Genomic DNA, 18,711 nt, shown 5'->3' on the forward strand with positions numbered 1-18,711 from the left:
TAGGCCGTGCTAACGGCCTATTGGTAACATTAAACTATCACTATTTTGCACTTAAAGCGGCTTCAGCTTCAGCCAACATAGCAAACTCTTCATCGGCACTGTGTGCGACTAAGTGCTTACTACTGTATGCAAAGTAATAAATCGCTCCGATCACAAATAGCACCACAGTAAACAAGAATGCACGAGGATCAAACGCGTATACCCCAGTTAAAGCCACCAAAGATAAGACCAGCGCAATTGCTGAGGTTATCATGCCACCTGGCGTTTTATAAGGTCGTGCGAGTTCAGGCTGTTTAATACGCAGTAAAATATGGCTCAATGCCATCAATGCATACGAAACCGTAGCGCCTACCACGGCCATCGCCAGCATTAAATCACCTTCACCACTTAATGATGCTAAGAAGCCAAAAATACCCGGCACGATTAAGGCACGTGCCGGCACTTTTCGTGAAGTTGTAACCGACAAACTTTTTGGAAAGTAGCCCGCTCTAGAGAGCGCAAACACTAACCGACTATACCCATAGATAATCGAGAAAAACGACGCCACTAAACCCGCTAAACCTAATATATTAACGAGTGTTGCTAAGCTTGCATTCCCTGTTACGTTTAGCGCATCAACTAACGGCACGGCACTAGACCCCATTGCGCTGGCACCACCGGCACCAGGGATCAATACTACGACTAACAAAGCAGTAAACAATAAAAACAACATTGCACCTATAATTCCTTTTGGCACGTCTTTAGCTGGATCTTTGGCTTCTTCTGCCGCTAATGGTACGCCTTCAACGGCTAAAAATAACCACATTGCAAACGGCAATGCAGCCCACACGCCATACCAACCAAAGGGCAAAAACTCGGAGGCTCCAGCAGCATCGGTGATGGCAATATCAAACAATCGCGACACATCAAAATGTGTAAATAATGCGATCGCAGTGGCTATAATGGCAAAAACCGCTAAGCCACTTATCACCATCATCACTTTTAATGCTTCACCCACTCCCGCTAAATGAATACTGATAAACACAATATAGAACAGCGCATACACCCAAGGACCATTAAAACCCAGTAGCGCTTCGACCGCCGAGCCAATAAAAATAACAATCGCAGCGGGTGCTAATGCATACTCGATTAACACGGCCAAGCCGGTCAAATAACCACCAGCAGGGCCCATTGCCTGACGCGCAAAACTATAGCCACCACCCGATGCCGGAATGGCCGCCGACATTTCTGCTAATGACAAAACCAAAGTTAAATACATCACCGCCATTAATACTGTGGCGACAGCAAAGCCGCCCCAACCAGCTTCTGCAATACCAAAGTTCCAACCCGCAAAATCCCCAGAAATAACATACGACACTCCTAATCCCGCCAATAAAATCCATCCCGCGGAGCCTCGTTTTAACTGTCTTTTTGCAAGGTACTCTTTATTATCTGACATTATCTTCTCCTGCTATTTATTGTTGTAATTACATTATGTTTTCGTTGTTGATTATTCTGATAGTAAAAAGTTTGTTGTTTGCGTTTGATGCTCTATCACATCGTCTTGACTGCGATCTTTTAACCCCACCCCTGACAGGTTTAAACGTTTCGCTTCTTGTAAAAGATATAAAGTTCGTTGTGCTGCATCCTGATATGACAGCCCAGCAGGACGAATATTAGAGATACAATTACGACAAGCATCATTCAGCCCTGTTTTTGGCTGCCAAGTTAAATACAGCCCTAAACTATCTGGAGAACTTAGCCCTGGCCGTTCACCAATTAATACCAGCACCACCTTGGCATTAAGGAGCTCACCTATGTCGTCGCCTATCGCCACTCTACCTTGCTCAACTAAGCTGATCGGTGCCAAACGCCATGGCTCTGGTTGTTCACGCAGTATCGTCAGTAACTGAACAAGAAAAGGATGGGCATTTTTTTGTACTGCTAAAGACGATAAACCATCAACAATAACGATTGCGATATCATGGTGTAACTCAGTGGCTATAGCCGCTTTCCTCATATAGTTGCTTAGCTGATCGCGCGATGCTTGATCTAGTTTTCGACCTAAATCAGGGCGTTGTAAATAATGATTGCGATCCACGGCTTGACTATGTAAATGCAGTGGTGATGCGCAAAAATCCTCTAGCTGTTCACTTAACGCAGCTAAATCCAATGGAAAATTAACCGCATCTCGTGCTTGCGCATGGGAGAGTTGAAACGCCAACATTTCAGCCGTCGGAAGACTGATCCCAGCGCGCCCTAAACCAATGCGTGCATCGGTAAAGCTGCGTAGTTGCCGCCAAGGGTTATGCACCACTTTGCCATTATCTTGATGTTGTTGCTGTATTTGCTGTGCCGTTTTGGGAGATGAGTTTTTCATGGCTGTCCACCACCTAAAGCTTTCAAAGAACGCGCAAATTGTGACGGTAACGTGTCAGACAAAATATGCTGCTGGGTATCTGTCATAATGTTCATTTTTGCCAGCCAAAGTTCGAATTCAGGTGCTGGACGCAAACCTAATACCCGCCTTGCATACAGAGCATCATGAAATGAGGTGGTTTGATAGTTAAGCATAATATCGTCAGATCCGGGGATCCCCATTACAAACGAACACCCCGCTACACCGAGTAAGGTCAGTAAGTTGTCCATATCATTTTGATCTGCCTCAGCATGGTTGGTGTAGCACACATCACAGCCCATAGGCACACCCAGTAATTTGGCACAAAAATGGTCTTCAAGCCCTGCTCGAGTAATTTCTTTGCCATCAAATAGATATTCCGGGCCAATAAAACCCACTACGGTATTGACCAGTAACGGTTTGAATTTTCGCGCTACGGCATAAGCACGGGTTTCACACGTTTGTTGATCAAGCCCATGGTGGGCATTTGCTGATAGCGAGCTGCCCTGCCCCGTTTCAAAATACATCACATTATTGCCTACTGTTCCGCGTTTTAAACTTTGTGCTGCATCTTGCGCCTCAGCAAGTGTATTTAAATTAAAACCAAAACTTGAGTTAGTCGCCTCAGTCCCCCCTATAGACTGAAACACTAAGTCAACCGGCGCACCGGCCTCAATACATTCAATGGTGTTAGTTACATGCGTGAGAACACAGCTTTGAGTCGGGATCTGGTATTTTTCAATCACATCATCCATTAACCGCATTAATTTAATCGCTTGTGCAACATTATCAGTGGCGGGGTTAATACCAATTACGGCATCGCCACTGCCATACAGCAGCCCATCTAAAATACTCGCGGCAATGCCATTTACATTATCTGTTGGATGATTAGGCTGTAAGCGTGTTGATAAGTGGCCAGGTAAGCCAATGGTATTTCTAAATGCAGTCGTAACATGGCACTTTTTGGCAACTAAGATCAGATCTTGATTACGCATTATTTTACTAACAGCAGCAGCCATTTCGGGGGTAATACCCGCTCTGATTGTCGCTAAAACATGGCTTGTTGCGTGATCACTCAGCAGCCAATTACGAAAATCACCTACCGTTAAATGTGCGATTGCTGCAAATGCGTTAGTGTCATGTTCATCTATTATTAGCCGAGTAATTTCATCGTCTTCATAAGGGATCAAGGCATCGTTCAAGAATGTTTTTAAAGGGACTTCTGCCAGCGTCATTTGTGCCACGGCTCGCTCTTCGGCAGAACTGGCAATAACACCTGCCAAGCTATCACCAGAGCGCTGCGGGGTCGCTTTAGCCATTAACTGTGCGAGATTGTTAAACTGGTAGGTTTTACTTCCTAACGTGTATCGATACGATTTACTCATAAACTTACCTTGCTGACAAAATGTGTGTTAAAAAGGATAGGCACAGCTATTGCTTTTACTACAATAAAAAACAATAAATAAAGCAATAAACAGTACAACGATTCTTTTAAGGTAGCTTATAGCGTACCAAGCAACTATCAAGTTTTGGCAAATGTTACTTAAACAATAAAAATCATATAGTTAAAATTAAAAATCGGACAACTACTGTTTACTTGTAATAATTAGCCTGAGGTGTAATACGCAACTATGCAACATAATTTACCGACAAATGCACCAAGTAAGTGCACTTTAGCTACAACCGATGTGGACCAGCAGGCGGGAAACCTAACAAACTGGCAACAAAAATATGATCAAGTCAGTGATGGCCGCTTTTATGGCTGTATTGATGAAGTGGCTTATGATGGTTTGCAAGTGTTTAAAGAGTATACACAGTGCGCATTACGACAACAGTGTAAAGTATGGCCAAATGCGTTATGGCTTGGCATTCCGGTAAACGCACTAAACAGTAAAATTAACGGTCTCACCATCGCTGATAATCAATTAATGTGCCGCCCAAGTGATTGCAACTTTGAGCTGATCACCCCTGCGCAATTTAATATTTATGGCATGGTGATCAATCAAGATACCCTTCATCAAATTGCTCAGCAACAAGGGTTGTCGCTTCAGGGCATTTGTGAGCATGGATCACCGCGTATTACAACATCACCACAAGCACTGCAACGTGCTCGTGAATGCATTGAACAAATCATTTATGCTAATGGCGGTGGAGCAAGTGCGGCTTTACAACACGATATTTTATTAAATTTAGTGCTGCACTTACTGCAATCACAACTCCCCCAGCAAAAAGTAACCCCAAGTTATAAACACCGTAAAAACGTTGTTGATAAAGCGAAAGAATTTATTCACGATCACCCAGACAACATAGTGACTATCACCCAATTATGTGAGTTTACCTACGTTTGTCGACGGACTTTACAATACAGCTTTGAAAGTATTTTAGGCATCAATCCGCTGCGTTTTTTACGCATGACCCGGCTTAACCAAATACGCCGTGAACTCAGTGATCCGCAACAAAATAAACACATTTCAATGATTGCCGCCAATTGGGGCTTTTGGCATCCGGGCCAGTTTGCTAAAGACTATAAACAACTATTTGGTGAAAACCCTTCAGACACAGTAAAACGTGCGCAGCTTTAGTGGTATCAATTATAGCCAGTTAATTAATAGGTATAGCTGGCAATTATTTGCTTGATATTCGATTGCATATCAATGATCGCTGCATTAATTGAGCGCACATTGTCCATCGTGACCGTTTTTTTACTGAGCATAAAATGGATTGGATTATCATGAATAACATAAGGATGCAGTGTAATACCGGGGATTTTTTCTTGGCTTATGAGGTATAACCCAGATATTTCATCATCGATCATAAAATCGACGCGTTTAGCTTTTAACATATATAGCCGGTGCTTGAGCAAAGGTACTCGTACAAGTAAATCTTTATTGTTTGTGACTTTGCTTAGCTGCTCAAATTCTTTACCATAATAACCACCATTATTTACGGCTATTGTTTTTTGTTGCGCCAACAGGCTGGCTAAATCGTGTGTTAGGTACTTAGCATCTTCATACCAGAACAGCCGCATTTTCTCACGTCTATATGGGGTTGAAAAGTGACTATATTGGGCACGTTGTTGATTGAAACTCGCAGCAGTTAATATATCCACGCGGCCTTTTTCAAGCTCGACCAAACCGCGCTTTGATGACGGTAAAGACACAAACTGACTACAGAATCCAGCATGCGTTAACACCAAACGGCTGATCTCTACATCTATTCCTGTAAGAGCCTGCTCACCATCAAAGACAAACGGTGGCCAAGGTAACACCACCCCTACTTGCAGAGTTTTTTCGCAGCCGCTACTAATTGGACTCAACAATATCAAAAATAAGTAAATGTATTTAATAACTACAGCCTAGTAAAATTATAGACGCTTTGTACAGTATGGTGCATCTGACTCGAAATACAAAAAAAGCAGCCCGAAAGCTGCTTTATGTGAGTAAATTACACTTTAATTTATTACCTAAAAGTAGGCTTGATTAATAGGCTAATTAAAGTAATTTCCATACGTCTGCTACGCCGGGCTCATTTCCTTGAGTCCACCACTTCGCTTGGTATTTGTTACCACCATAAGAAACTTGGTCACCGCTATTGTAAGTTGCTGATGACTGCCAAATCAGAGCACCTGTATCATCTGTTGGTTGCGTAATTGCTTCCCAAACGCCACCTAAGTCAGGACGATTACCTTGAGTCCACCATTTAGCTTTGTATGTTACGCCGTTATAAACAACAGTATCGCCACCAACATATACCTTACTGGCATCCCACGTATCACCTGTAGGAGGCGTTGTATCGGTGTTAGTTACCGTTACAGTAAAGCTTTGAGTGGTAGCAACTTGGCCGTCACTTACTGCCACAGATACTGTTAAGTTTGTATCTGCAGCTACTGCGCCGGCCGTAAGATTAACACTGGCACCACTGCCAACTAATGTAAGACCTGCAGGGACATACCATGTATAAGTCAGTGCGTCGTTTTGCGGATCAGAGGCAACAACCGTTACTGCTGCAGAAGCGCCTTCTTCAATAGTGATATCAGCAATCGCATCAACTGTCGGTGCAGTGTTGTCACCAGTTGTTGGCGCGATGACATTAACCAAAACACTTTGGCTTACCGTTGCTTTGCCATCAGTTACACTGACGGTTGCGGTAAACTGGCTGTCTTGGGTTACGTTAGGTGCAGTAATTGCCAATGTGCTTGTTGCACTGCCAGATACTGTTAACTCAGGTGATGCAGTCCAACTAAACGTCAGTGGATCATTATCGGCATCTGTTGCTGAAGCACTGACAGAAACACTTTCGCCAGCGTTCACGGTTAAAGTGCTTGATACTGATAACACTGGTTTTTTATTACTTGGTGGTGTAACAACTCCGCCTAAGCCATCGTGCATAGCATTGAGAATATCGCCATTATCTGCATCAATTTCCCATGCAAATAACCCACCTAAGTTATATTGATTAACATAAGCACCTTTAGCTATCACTGACTCACGGCTATCATAAGTGATTAGTTTACCTGTGGCGCGATTCCACACATACGCCGCTTGCGCTTGGTCATCGTAGCCTACTTCAAAGCCATTAACACCAGTACCTGCAGCACCAATCATATGAGTTTTGATGCCTTTATAATCAATAACGCCATCTTCCCACACGCCTTGTGCTGTTGAGCCTTTTAATGGACCGGAGCCTGTTGCTGTCATAGGGTTACCATCAATAGTGGTGCCTGTTGGATAAACACCTTCCCAACCACGGCCATACATAGCAGTACCAACAACAATTTTTTTCGAGTTTACATTTTGTGCTAATAATAACTGTACTGCGTTATCTGTTGTATAAGCAGGGCCTTTACGTGGCTCACCGTTTTCATCTACGCCCGTACCATTACATTGCCCTACGCTCATATGCTCACCACAATAAAGCGCAGTTTGATGGCCAGTTACGCCACTCCATGCCCCATAAAAGTCATAAGTCATAGCGAAGATATAATCCATGTATTGGCTAGCGGCTTGGTAGTCAACGTCTTCAATTTTATCGTAACCAGCGCCAATTGCTGACGTAAGCTCATAAGTACGGCCTGTTTCAGCTTCAAGCTTATCAAGCATAGCGCGCAGCTCTTGCATTAACGCAACGTATGCAGGACCATCATTTATCGGATCGCCAATATCTGGGTTAGGGCCGTCACCACCAGGAAATTCCCAGTCAATATCAACACCATCGTAAAACTTCCAGGTTCTTAAAAACTCTTCCATTGATGTTACAAAGGTGTCGCGGTTAGCTTTATTAGTAAAACCACCAAATGGATCAGAAAGCGTCCAGCCACCTACTGATGGTAAGATTTTAAGATCGGGGTAACGTTGCTTAAGTGCCATTAACTGTGAATACGTACCACGGATTGGATCTTTTGCATCCACACCTGGTAATGCTTTTTGTACAGCAGCCCATGGATCGTGGATAACCACTTCATAATCAGCAGAGCCAGCACAGGCTGTTTCAAGTGCTTGTTTAGGACTGCCAGTTAGTGATGCATTTTCACCACAAATTGGAATGAAGCCATATAAAATGTGACTTAAGTTTTGTGCTGGAATATTTGTTACATCATAATCACGACCGTAAATACCCCACTCAACAAAATACGCACCGGTCACTAACCCTGCTTTGGTACCAATATCACGATTATTAGGATCAACATCCATCGGCAATGGCGCTAAGTGCCCGCCGTCGGTATCTGCAATTACGATTGGCTTACCGGCACTGCGTGCGCAAGTAGTACCGACTTCGCATAGTTCTACATACAATGTATGGCGACCAGCTTTGTCATAAGGGAAAGAAATAGTTCCGCTCTTAGAACCTGCAGAAAGTGTGCCTTCATTTACCAACATATCATCAAAGTAAACTTTGTAGCTGTCACCACCGTCACCGCTCCATGCACTCCATTGAATATTGATGCTCACCTGCTCCACACGGGTAACAAGTTGCTTATAAGAACCGTTACCTTCTAAGTTCACTTCAACAAACGAATATTGTTGCGGTTCCCAATTAATACTTGGTGTAGACGGTGCTGCAAAGGCTGTACTTGCAAATAGAGCAACGCCAATGGCTGCTGTTAACTGTTTAATATTCATATTTCTCTCTTATCCATTATTAATTTAATTATTTAATAAGTTTGAACTACAAAACTTAGGCTTCTTATTAAAGTTTGGTCCATACATTGGCTTGTCCAGGTGTATCACCTTGAGTCCACCACTTAGCGCTATAGCGCTGTCCTTGATAGGTTACTTCAGCGCCACTTTGATAGGCTTTACTTGCATTCCAATCGTTATTCACATCCGATTGTGAATCGCTTTGCCATGCATTAGAGCTATCAGGTTGCTGACCCTGACTCCACCATTTCGCGGTATAAACAACTCCTTGAAAACTGGCTTTGTCACCGGCTTGATAAACTGCACTACTACTCCAAGCTACAACATCAGGATCAGTGATAACGCTGTCATTTACGGTGACTTTAAAACTAGTTTGAGTACTTAATTGACCATCCGAAACCGACACTGACACGGTATAATCTGTGCTTGTTGATACCTCTGGCGCACTAATCACCACGTTTGCGTCACCACCGGTAAAGCTCAGTGGTGCTGGCACTAACCAGCTGTAGCTCAATTGCGTTTGTTCATCATCAAAAGCATGAAGGTGTAAGGCTGTGCTGGTGTTTTCATCGACAACTAAATCATCTGGCGTATGTACAATTGGCGCAGTATTAGTGGGAGCGCTTTGCACGCTTAAGCTATAAGTGTAATTTTCATTACTGCTATACACTTGATTAGTCAGTACATCAGTACTGTTATAAACCACGTCACCGGCTTGATTTTGCACGCCAATTTGTACTAAGTGGGCATAATCTAAGTTCAGTTGTTGTGCCAGTGCTTGCTGCCAACTCACTTGATTCGCAGCGGTCACTTTTAATTGCTGATTGATAACCTCTTGGCCATTTTCATCAAATAAACGTGCCCAAACAGTGTCACCAGCAATGGCACTTTGTCCTTGACGAACAAAGTAACCAACACTTGACCAAACACTCGGATCCGTCGGCCCTGCGTCTGTCACAATATTGATATCGCTACAGTTATAGAAACCTTCCCCCACCACATCAATACGTTGCCAACGGCTATATAAAATAGCATCGCCGCTGCGCCCTTGTGGAATAGCAACATTCATTTCGTAATAACGCTTTCCATCGGTATCTTTGATAACGTCAATATTTTCATGTTGTTGAACTAGCTCTAAGTCAGCCCACGTCAATACATCTGTTGCTGCATTAAAGCTTGGTTTAGTTAAATAAAACTGCCAAAAACTGGGATTATGCGGCGTTGCTGCTAAGTAACGAATTTGAATTTCACCATTGGCATTAGGCACCACATCACTGCGTTGCCAATGCGGCGAAGGTAAATCCATACCACGCTTTGCGTTGTCACCACCGGCACATAACGACCCATTTGGTACCTTAGCCTCTACCGCAGCTTGATTTAAGTAGTCCGGTGTATTAACTGAAAACTCAATATCTTGTACAAATTGCACTGTACCCGACTCTAAAAATGCGGCACGACAAGCAAGGTTTGGAATATTAGTGCCATCTTCTGGCCACCAATACCCACCATCGGCTTGGCAAAAAGCTTGCCGCGCTTTTGGGCTATCCATATAACCATGGGCGTTCACTTGCGCTGGCATAATTGTTAGTAATACGCTGCTTGCCACTGCCGAGAGTGATAAAGTTTTAAATTTAATAGCTTTCATTGTTTTGTCCTTGAAAAGCTGAAATTTTGGGACAAGCAAACTTGCCCCTATTATTTACTTACAGACTACAACTTTTAGTCCAGTCAGCTGTTGCTCCTGGTTCAGAACTTGTCCACCACTTCGCTTTATAAACGGCACTGTTATGAACCATTAAGTCACCGCCTGCGGCATGGCTTGGATTGCCTGCCCAGTCTTTTTGAGGGAAGTTTGGATATACAGGGATTGAGCTCACAGCCACACCTTCACACATACCAGATGTATCGCCACCACCATTACCAGGATCCGTGGTGTCGCCGCCACCGGTAGTCCCATCAGGCAATTGTGGGAATTCAAATTTGAACGCGTAAACTTTGCCATCTTTTTCTATAGTAAAGTTACTAGGACCGGTAATTGGCATGTAATACATAACTTGCGCATTGACTGTTTTGCCACCACTGAAGTCTTTCGGTTGACCGCCCCATTCATTGTTCAGAGTGATTGAAAAACGGTGGAATTCATTTTCATACCCACCAATGTTGTTACCTGCGGCATTTGAGCCATTTACTTCAACTGCCATGCCCAATTTTTCTTGTGCGTTCCAGTTAGATTTAAAAATAGCCGATGTTGATACAGGTACATCAAACGAAATTTTCGCACCGCTTAGATCAATATTGGAGTTATTAGTGAACGCAAATGTTGGGCTAATTGGGTAGTTATCATCACCAATTGGGAAGTCTTTTGCTGCAAACGTTACATCTACCGCTTCAGTTGGTACAACAAAGTTTGGATTACCTGGATGAGTGTCGTACGCCACACCACTTTGGTTAAACTTGTCATAAGCCAAAGTTGTTAAGGTAGAACCCATGAAGTATTCACCTTTTGCTGAGTCAAAATCATAATCACCAGCAAGTTCCCAGAACATGATACCGCCAAGGCCATTGTTAATTACGTAATCAACTTTAGCTGCCATAGACTGCTCATCTTCAATAGATAGGAATACTTTTTTCTCTGAGTTCCATAACCAAGGTGCAACAGCAACGCTGTCATAGTGACGTGTATAAGTACCCGTTAATTGATCATCAACATCAGTCTCTGGTGTTAAGCCATACACACCTAAGTACGAACCAACAATGCCGTTCTCAAGATTTTTAACATGCCACAACGGGTTAGAACCTGCTGGCATTTCTTGTCCTGCATCGTTCTTATCATGCCAAAGATTATCAATGCCTAATGCGCCATTACCACACTTGTTCTTTTCACCAACGCCGGTACCTGTTGCGCAATCTGCTTGATTAGGTAGTGCAGATTGCCCCCACAGCCCATTAGTACCCCCGCTGACATCTTTAAAACCTCGGGTGTAGTAAGGAATACCAATATTGATACGTCCTGCCGATACTGCACCACGAAAATAACGTACCGCCCAATCAGTATTTAAATAACCAATCCCTTCAAACTCAGCTGTTGAGTAAACCCCCCATTGCGCTAGTTCAGAATCAATACCGGTATCAAACAAGGCCGCATTGTGGCCAACATGCGAGTTCCATGCACCGTGAAGGTCATAAGACATGATGTTAACGTAATCGAGGTATTTAACCGCTTGGAATGTTTCCATACCACGTAGTAAATAACCTGAAGAAGGCGATGCAATTGTTAGTAAATAATGTTTACCCGCTTTTTCACCAGCACGGTCTAGCTCTTCGCGCAGCTTTTTCATTAGTACTTGGTAAGATGCATTTAAACCTGCACGACATGCATTTGAAATTGGGAAATCATCAGGATGACCTGAATCTTTCATTGATGATGGGTATTCATAATCAATATCAACACCATCAAAACCATATTTTTCAATGAACTCGACTGAGCTTTTTGCAAAGGCATCAATACCCGCTTGATTAACTGAACCATCTGCATTGGTCGTCATGGTATAAAAACCACCACTTTCAACGCGGCCCGTTTCATCAAAGAAACCACCCGTTTCAGCCCAACCACCTACAGATACTAATGTTTTAACGTGTGGGTGTTGTTTTTTGAATTTGTTTAAAAGATTAAAGTGACCTTTATACGAGAAGCTTGGGTCCATTTCGGCACCTACCACTCCTGGCCATTCCATATTTGTAGCTGGATTACCTGCAGCATTTGGATCGCCAATCGATACTTTATTATTGGCATCAACATGGGCAAACGCATAGTTGATATGAGTTATCTTATCCCATGGAATATCATTTACTAAATAGCTCGGTTGGCCATTTGCGCCATTGCGCCAACTGGTAAAGTAACCAATTACACGACGCGGATGATCAACACCCATTATCTCACGACCATCTGCATCATACACAGTACAATACGGCGTATTTACACCTGGTGTTTGATATAACCCCTGCGGATGACAATCAGTTCCAGTCACTGGTCCGGTATTTTCTTCAACAACAGTAAGCAGCTTTGTTACTTGGGCTGTTGCGCCTTCGTTATCAGTTACCGTTAACGTAAAGGTTGCCTGACCAAGCGCTGTTGCTTGCCAAGCATAACTGCTTGATGCCGTACTTGCTTGGTGCACATCAGCACCATTAACCGCAAAGTTAAGTGCCGTTACTTGACCATCACTGTCAGTACCAGCAAGCGCAAACACCACTTGTGAGCCAACCGTTAATTCTGTTGGTAAACTGCTGAAACTAATTGTTGCCACCGGTGCTTGATTAACCGGCTCCACGATCTCAGTAACACTGATCGTATTGATCACTTGCGTAGATTGCGCGCCATCGTCATCGGTTGCCACAGCACTCACTTGATGTGTGCCGACAACTGCAGGCCAATTAGTACTAAACGGTGCGCTACTATCAGTTGCGATTAATGCACCATCAACAAAAAACTCAACTTTTGTCACAGAGCCATCGTCATCGGTTGCTTGCGCAGTCATGACAACGCTGTCTTTATCAGCAAATTGAGAATTGTTTGCGGGGGTTAATACTGTAATATTTGGCGCCTGACTTTCTGTGACAGCGCTGTCACACAAACCCAAAAGTTTCCAATCTTGCCAGTCACCAGCATTTTCAACTGGATTTGACTGTGTCCACCATTTTGCCTCATACGCATTATCTTGTGCGTGTACTTGGCTGCCACCGCTGTGAGTTTGACCCGTTTGCCATTGTGTTAATACACTACAGTCAACTGCTGCATGCGTACTTAAGCCTACAAAACTAAGCGATACCGCACTTAGCTTAAAAGCATTTTTTATTGTCATTTGTGAGCTCATAGCTCCTCCGCCCAGGGTTAAATATAACATTAAATTTACAACTCAGTTTAAAAACTACCACAGTTAACTCATACGTCAACTTAATTTGGATATATGATGTATATAAAACAGCCGCTTTATTAATAAAAAAAGACCATAAAATATATTTTTTATCGTTATTTAGAACTAAATTAGAGCCATCCCGTTTAAAGAAAGGGTAATTTCGCATACAGAATATGAATACAAGGTTAATTTATGGTTAAGTTTTATTTGCGAGTATCTTCGCGGGCTCTAGCAAGTTTTACGAAAACGTAAATGAGAGTGGGAATAGATATAAACAATAAGGTGGTAGACTATATAACCAAAAAACCTCGCTTAGAAAAAAATTATCTAAGCGAGGTTTTTAAAAAAATGTCGGAGCTTGCTATTTTTTGTAAAAAATAGCATTTAAATAAAAGCCCTATTTGATCACAACGTCATTAAGCGGCGATTAAATAGGACTCTTGTCCTGCGTGTTTTTTGTTGCGTTTGTAAGCGCCTTTGCCTTTTTTAGCAGCTACAATTTGTGGCTTAAAAATTTTCGATGTCACTAATGCCGCTAATGCATTATCGCGAATAACACCCCGACCTGTATCTACTGATGTTGTAGATTTAGTCACTTTAGAACGACGTTTACTCATTTATTTTTCCTCTTTAAAAGTTTTGCGATTGTATGCTTGATATAAAAAAATACAAGTATTTTAAATCAAAAAGCCCGCTTATTTGCGGGCTTAATAAACAACTATAAATTTAGAAACTAAAACTTACTTTTGCGTAATAACTTCTGCCATCAAAGCCATAAGGCAATGCTCGTAAAGGGTATTTAAATGCCCCATTTGAAATAGCGTTTAATACTTCATCATCGCCTAATTCATCCGGTGTTTCGTCAAATACGTTGTCTGCACCAACAGATAACGCAAACATATCGTTAATTTGATAACTTACATTTAAATCCACTAATACAGCTGATTCTACCGTACTGGTTGCTTTAAATGAGCCATCTGTTGCAAGTTCAATATGGTCATTACCAAAGTACTTCACATCGGTTTCTCCAAAGTAATTAAAGCGGATCATTGAGCTATACGCGTCACGCTCATAATCAAACGTTAGCGTTGCACGTTCGCCCGGCTGCCCATCAGTTAAAAAGCTACTTTGAATATCATCAAGTGCTAGGTTTTCAGGAATACCAGGTGCTGCATTGACACGGTCAATTTTGGTTTCGTTTAAATTACCGGCAAACGTAGCAGAGAAATTACCGTCATATAAATCGGTGCGATATGACGCAATAATATCGACACCTTCTGTTGTTGTATCGACTGAGTTTGAAAAATAAGCAGCTTGGTCAGATCCTGTTGCCTGAAGAGCAGCAACAGCAGTGGGGTTAAATGCAAGATCTTCAGCTTTAATAAAGTTACCCAAAGTAATTCGATCTTTTATTGTTATATGATAAAAGTCTACTGTTAATGACAACTCACTGCTTACATCATAAACAAAACCAAAACTAGTATTTCTGGAGCTTTCTAATTCTAAACTTTCAACACCTAAAGCAACAGGAAGATCTGAACCTGCTTTAGCAATAAATGATTGCTCAAGTTCACCAACATTATTCAAATTAGTGGTAAACGCAGTGTATGCGCTTTGCTGAAGTGATGGCGCTCTAAAACCAGTTGATAACGCGCCACGAACTGCGAAGTCATCGTTAAATTCATAACGCGTAGCTAACTTACCAATTAAATCATCTCCAGCATCAGAGAAGTCTTCATAGCGAAGTGCACCACTGATATTCCAGTCATCAGTGAGCATGGTTTCTGCATCCACATAAAATGCATAACTGTCACGACCTTGTTTGTTTGATGCTTCTGGCCTTAAACCGTTATAAGCTTGAAAACCGCACTCAGCAACAAAATTAGGATTGTTTACTGAAGGGTACAAAGTACTATTATTAGCTAAACCACAAGCGTACGATGCTTCATCACCAGGTACTATCTGGTAATTTTCTTTTCGATATTCGCCACCAAATGACAGATAAATAGGCTCATTGCGACCGATATCAATAATACCATTAATATCTACATTTATTGTGGTTTGATCAAATCTAAAACCACCCGAGTAACCAGCAGTTGGGCCTGCATTTGCTGCTATCTCAGCATCACTTGCCGTTGGGTTATTAAATAAATACTCCGCCGCGTAAGAAGCGTTTAATGTATTGCGTGATGTAAAGTCATATTGGTTTTCACCATAAACTGCCGATACATCGTAATTCCAATCTGGATTAATATCACCTTTAAAACCTAGCGCAATAGAAATATCCTGTGCTTCGTTATAAATGCGCGGTAAAAAACCATCACTGTATACTTGAGTAACATTTTTAGATGCTTCGTCAAAGTTACGGTAAAAGCCGTTACCCAGTGCAGTGCGCTCAGAGTAACCACCAAACGAGTAAAGCTCACCGTCGCTCATTGGCAATGCCATATTATAAAATAACGAGGTAAATTCACTTTCCGAATTACCTTGGCCCCAACGAACGTTGTCAGATAACGTACCTGGCTCTACATCAAGCGAACCACCGGTATCGCGCTCTGCACGGTTAGTACCATCGGCATCACGATACTCAAGAGATAAATTAATAAAACCGCCTTCAGTGCCCAAATCAAAACCGCGATTTAAACCCGCTGAAATAGTCTCGCCATCACCTTCAGCTGTTTCACTATATTGTACATAACCAGTTGTTATACCTGTTGAGTTATTCAGTGATAAGTTAATGACCCCAGCAATAGCATCAGAGCCATACTGCGCTGCTGCACCATCACGTAATACTTCAACCCCTTTAAGTGCAGTCAGTGGAATAGCATTCATATCGGTACCCGCAGCACCTGCACCAACTGTTCCATTAAGGCCAAAAATAGATTGATTATGACGGCGCTTACCATTTACTAAAACCAGCGTTTGGTCTGGCTGTAAGCCGCGTAATGTTGCTGGGCGGAATAAATCAGAGCCGTCTGATACTTGAGTACGCGAAAAATTAAACGATGGCGCTGTAGCTTGTAAGCTTTGGCCAAGCTCGGTAAAGCCACCTTTGTTTAAATCATCAGCGTCAATTAAATCAATGGGTGACGAAGATTCAGTTGCTGTGCGGTTAGAAACCCGTGAACCTAAAACGGAAATTTGTTCTATATTTTTTTCTGCTTGAACTGTTGCTTCTTCAGCAATAACTGAAGAGGTGCTAAATGCAAGTCCTACGGCGATAGCCAATGTATTTAAACGAAGTGTTGTCATGTGTGTTGTTCGACCCTGTTGACTCTTCACCTGTTTACTCAATTGCAGTAGTAAACAGGTAAATTAATAAAAGTTATAATTAGTGTGATCAAGCGTCATTTACAAAATTGCGCTTTGGCAAACATCCTAGCAACATACACATATAAAAAGAAACATATTTAACTGCGACAATGGTCGATATATGCAAAAGTTAGCTAAATTTTCTCCTATTTCATGTTTTTGATTGAATTTTAAACAAAAAAAAGCATGATTATTCAAATCATGCTGGTTGTTAAAACTATGTTTTCTAGCCTTCTTCTTCCCACAAAGCCAGTTTTTCATCTTCTAGCATCAATGCCATGGATGCAATGCCAGTAAGACTTTCATCTAATCCGGTATACAGTAGCGCAAAGCCTTCACTAAGTACCGCAGGTTCTGGATGCTCTTTGAGCGAATCTGGCCACATCGCAAAAGTGGCTAGTAAATTAAGCGTCGCTTCAAAGTTATCAATAAATAACTGTCCATCCGCCTGATTCTCAACGACCTGTTTATCGGCACTGAGTAAAAAGTTAAAGTCATGCTGCCATACTTCTTGATTCACCATATAAGCAGCTAAATAGCCTACACACCATTGTTGTAGTTGCTCACTCGGCGCTTTAGCATCTTTACCATGAGGATAAATACTTGCCAGTATATGCTGCTGCGCTACCTGAGCTTCGGTTACATTATCCAGCAGCGTGATCATTGCGTCATGCTCCGCTGAGCTTGTCATTAATTGGGTATAAATAGGGTCATTTTTATCAGCAATATAATTGGCAATTTCTGACTCGCCATAAAATTCCGAGCACGCCAATAACCCACTGATAAAACCAATCACGCTGTCAGAACTCACCACTTTTAGTTCAGGGTGCTGACTTAGATAATCCCTAAGAACCAATTCACTTTTTTCATTAAGCATTATTCACCCTCAAGTTATTATAAAATTCATACCTACACTAACCAACAATTGGCTAATTTAAAAGCAAATTATTACTTAACCTAACTCTGGTTAAATGGTTTTTGCCTGAGTTAAGGTCGCTCACTCAACACTGGAAATATACATCGCACACATGTACCTATATTTACGGTGCTCTCAATTTCAATTTTTCCCTGATGATCATTAACCATAGTGTACACTAATGGCATGCCCATACCGGTCCCCCTGCCAACTGGTTTAGTAGTAAAAAATGGATCAAAAACTTTTGCAAGCACTTGCTCACTCATGCCACAACCATTGTCATTAACACTAATAATTATTTGCTGGTCGTCGCTATCAACTTGCACGTGAATATGTGCTTGTCTATCAATTAATGCTTCGCAACTATGTGAAGCATTAATAAGTATGTTAACCATTATTTGATTGATGGTTGCCAAATCACAATAACTCAGCGGCAATGTCGTTATTGATGTGGTTAACTGACAACCTTTTAATTGATTTTTAAGCAATTTAAGCGCATTTTTCACAGCATCTGTCATATCAGCCAATTGTTTCTTGTTAGTTGTTGGTCGCGCAAAATTAAGCAAATTGCCCACGATTTGATTAATGCGCCTTAAGCCTTCAGCACTATCAGCCACTAGTTGATGAATATCTTGCTGCAGTTCAGCAAATGATTGCTGCTCACTAAGTGATGCTAACTGTTGTTGAAAATTTGTTTCACTAATCCTCTTAGCTAAATATTGCTGGTTTAAATCAAGTAACTCACAAAAGCCATGCATGCTCTGTTGCAAACTTTCTACATTGCTCATTGCATAAGCTAAGGGATTATTAATTTCATGGGCAACCCCAGCACATAAGGTACCTAAAGTGGCCATTTTTTCTGCTTGAATAAATAACTGCTGTTGATACTCAAGATCAGCTACTTTTTTTATTAACTCTTCATTTAGTGCATATAAAACGCGACTTTTATCTTCAATCAGCTGCTCAGCCTTTATACGCGCGGTACGTTCACGAAAATAAGCTTGCTTGTAGTCTTCATCTATCGCATCCATCTTAATTAACCAGCAATTAAAA

Annotated in this window: 12 protein-coding genes; 1 reads left to right on the top strand and 11 read right to left on the bottom strand. The window is 41.9% G+C overall.

Going from position 1 to position 18,711, the window contains the following annotated elements; all coding sequences use genetic code 11:
- Positions 1 to 40 precede the first annotated feature (40 nt).
- From eat to H5186_RS09185, 3 genes are read right to left on the bottom strand one after another with little or no spacing between them, the layout of a single operon-like run.
- The gene (eat, locus tag H5186_RS09175) at positions 41 to 1,438 is read right to left on the bottom strand and encodes an ethanolamine permease (protein ID WP_218939782.1); all 1,398 of its coding nucleotides are present in this window, start codon (positions 1,436 to 1,438) and stop codon (positions 41 to 43) included.
- Positions 1,439 to 1,489: 51 nt separating this feature from the next.
- Complete coding sequence (eutC, locus tag H5186_RS09180; protein WP_182718244.1) at positions 1,490 to 2,359, bottom strand: ethanolamine ammonia-lyase subunit EutC; 870 nt, start codon at positions 2,357 to 2,359, stop codon at positions 1,490 to 1,492.
- Positions 2,356 to 3,762 (bottom strand): ethanolamine ammonia-lyase subunit EutB, encoded by a 1,407-nt coding sequence (locus tag H5186_RS09185; RefSeq protein ID WP_182718243.1) that lies wholly within the window; start codon positions 3,760 to 3,762, stop codon positions 2,356 to 2,358. The genes eutC and H5186_RS09185 overlap by 4 nt, the downstream gene beginning before the upstream one ends.
- Before the next feature lie 246 nt (positions 3,763 to 4,008).
- Here H5186_RS09185 and H5186_RS09190 point away from each other — a divergent pair, with 246 nt between their 5' ends.
- A complete protein-coding gene (locus H5186_RS09190) occupies positions 4,009 to 4,959 on the top strand; it encodes a helix-turn-helix domain-containing protein (protein ID WP_182739988.1) in 951 nt (316 codons plus the stop codon).
- A 23-nt stretch (positions 4,960 to 4,982) separates the two neighbouring features.
- On the opposite strand, the gene H5186_RS09195 is transcribed toward H5186_RS09190, so the two are convergent.
- The 8 genes from H5186_RS09195 to H5186_RS09230 all read right to left on the bottom strand — a co-directional run bounded on the left by H5186_RS09195 (position 4,983) and on the right by H5186_RS09230 (position 18,689).
- Positions 4,983 to 5,693, bottom strand: a complete 711-nt coding sequence (locus H5186_RS09195; protein WP_182718241.1) for an ABC transporter substrate-binding protein — start codon at positions 5,691 to 5,693, stop codon at positions 4,983 to 4,985.
- 175 nt (positions 5,694 to 5,868) lie between these two features.
- Positions 5,869 to 8,496: a glycosyl hydrolase family 18 protein gene (locus H5186_RS09200; RefSeq protein WP_182794382.1), complete on the bottom strand. Its 2,628-nt coding sequence runs from the start codon at positions 8,494 to 8,496 to the stop codon at positions 5,869 to 5,871.
- A 67-nt stretch (positions 8,497 to 8,563) separates the two neighbouring features.
- Positions 8,564 to 10,159 (bottom strand): lytic polysaccharide monooxygenase, encoded by a 1,596-nt coding sequence (locus tag H5186_RS09205; protein ID WP_182794383.1) that lies wholly within the window; start codon positions 10,157 to 10,159, stop codon positions 8,564 to 8,566.
- Positions 10,160 to 10,217: 58 nt separating this feature from the next.
- The gene (locus tag H5186_RS09210) at positions 10,218 to 13,388 is read right to left on the bottom strand and encodes a glycosyl hydrolase family 18 protein (protein ID WP_182794384.1); all 3,171 of its coding nucleotides are present in this window, start codon (positions 13,386 to 13,388) and stop codon (positions 10,218 to 10,220) included.
- 458 nt (positions 13,389 to 13,846) lie between these two features.
- On the bottom strand, positions 13,847 to 14,047 hold the full coding sequence (arfA, locus tag H5186_RS09215) for an alternative ribosome rescue factor ArfA (protein WP_149981958.1): 201 nt from the start codon (positions 14,045 to 14,047) through the stop codon (positions 13,847 to 13,849).
- A gap of 109 nt (positions 14,048 to 14,156) precedes the next feature.
- On the bottom strand, positions 14,157 to 16,682 hold the full coding sequence (locus H5186_RS09220; protein ID WP_182794385.1) for a TonB-dependent siderophore receptor: 2,526 nt from the start codon (positions 16,680 to 16,682) through the stop codon (positions 14,157 to 14,159).
- 286 nt (positions 16,683 to 16,968) lie between these two features.
- Entirely contained in the window at positions 16,969 to 17,619 is a 651-nt protein-coding gene (locus H5186_RS09225; protein WP_182718236.1) for a hypothetical protein, read from the bottom strand.
- 110 nt (positions 17,620 to 17,729) lie between these two features.
- Positions 17,730 to 18,689, bottom strand: a complete 960-nt coding sequence (locus H5186_RS09230) for a sensor histidine kinase (protein ID WP_182718235.1) — start codon at positions 18,687 to 18,689, stop codon at positions 17,730 to 17,732.
- Positions 18,690 to 18,711 lie beyond the last annotated feature (22 nt).

Origin of the sequence: Pseudoalteromonas sp. SG41-2, from assembly GCF_014164535.1 — a bacterium.
GTDB lineage: Bacteria > Pseudomonadota > Gammaproteobacteria > Enterobacterales > Alteromonadaceae > Pseudoalteromonas > Pseudoalteromonas rhizosphaerae.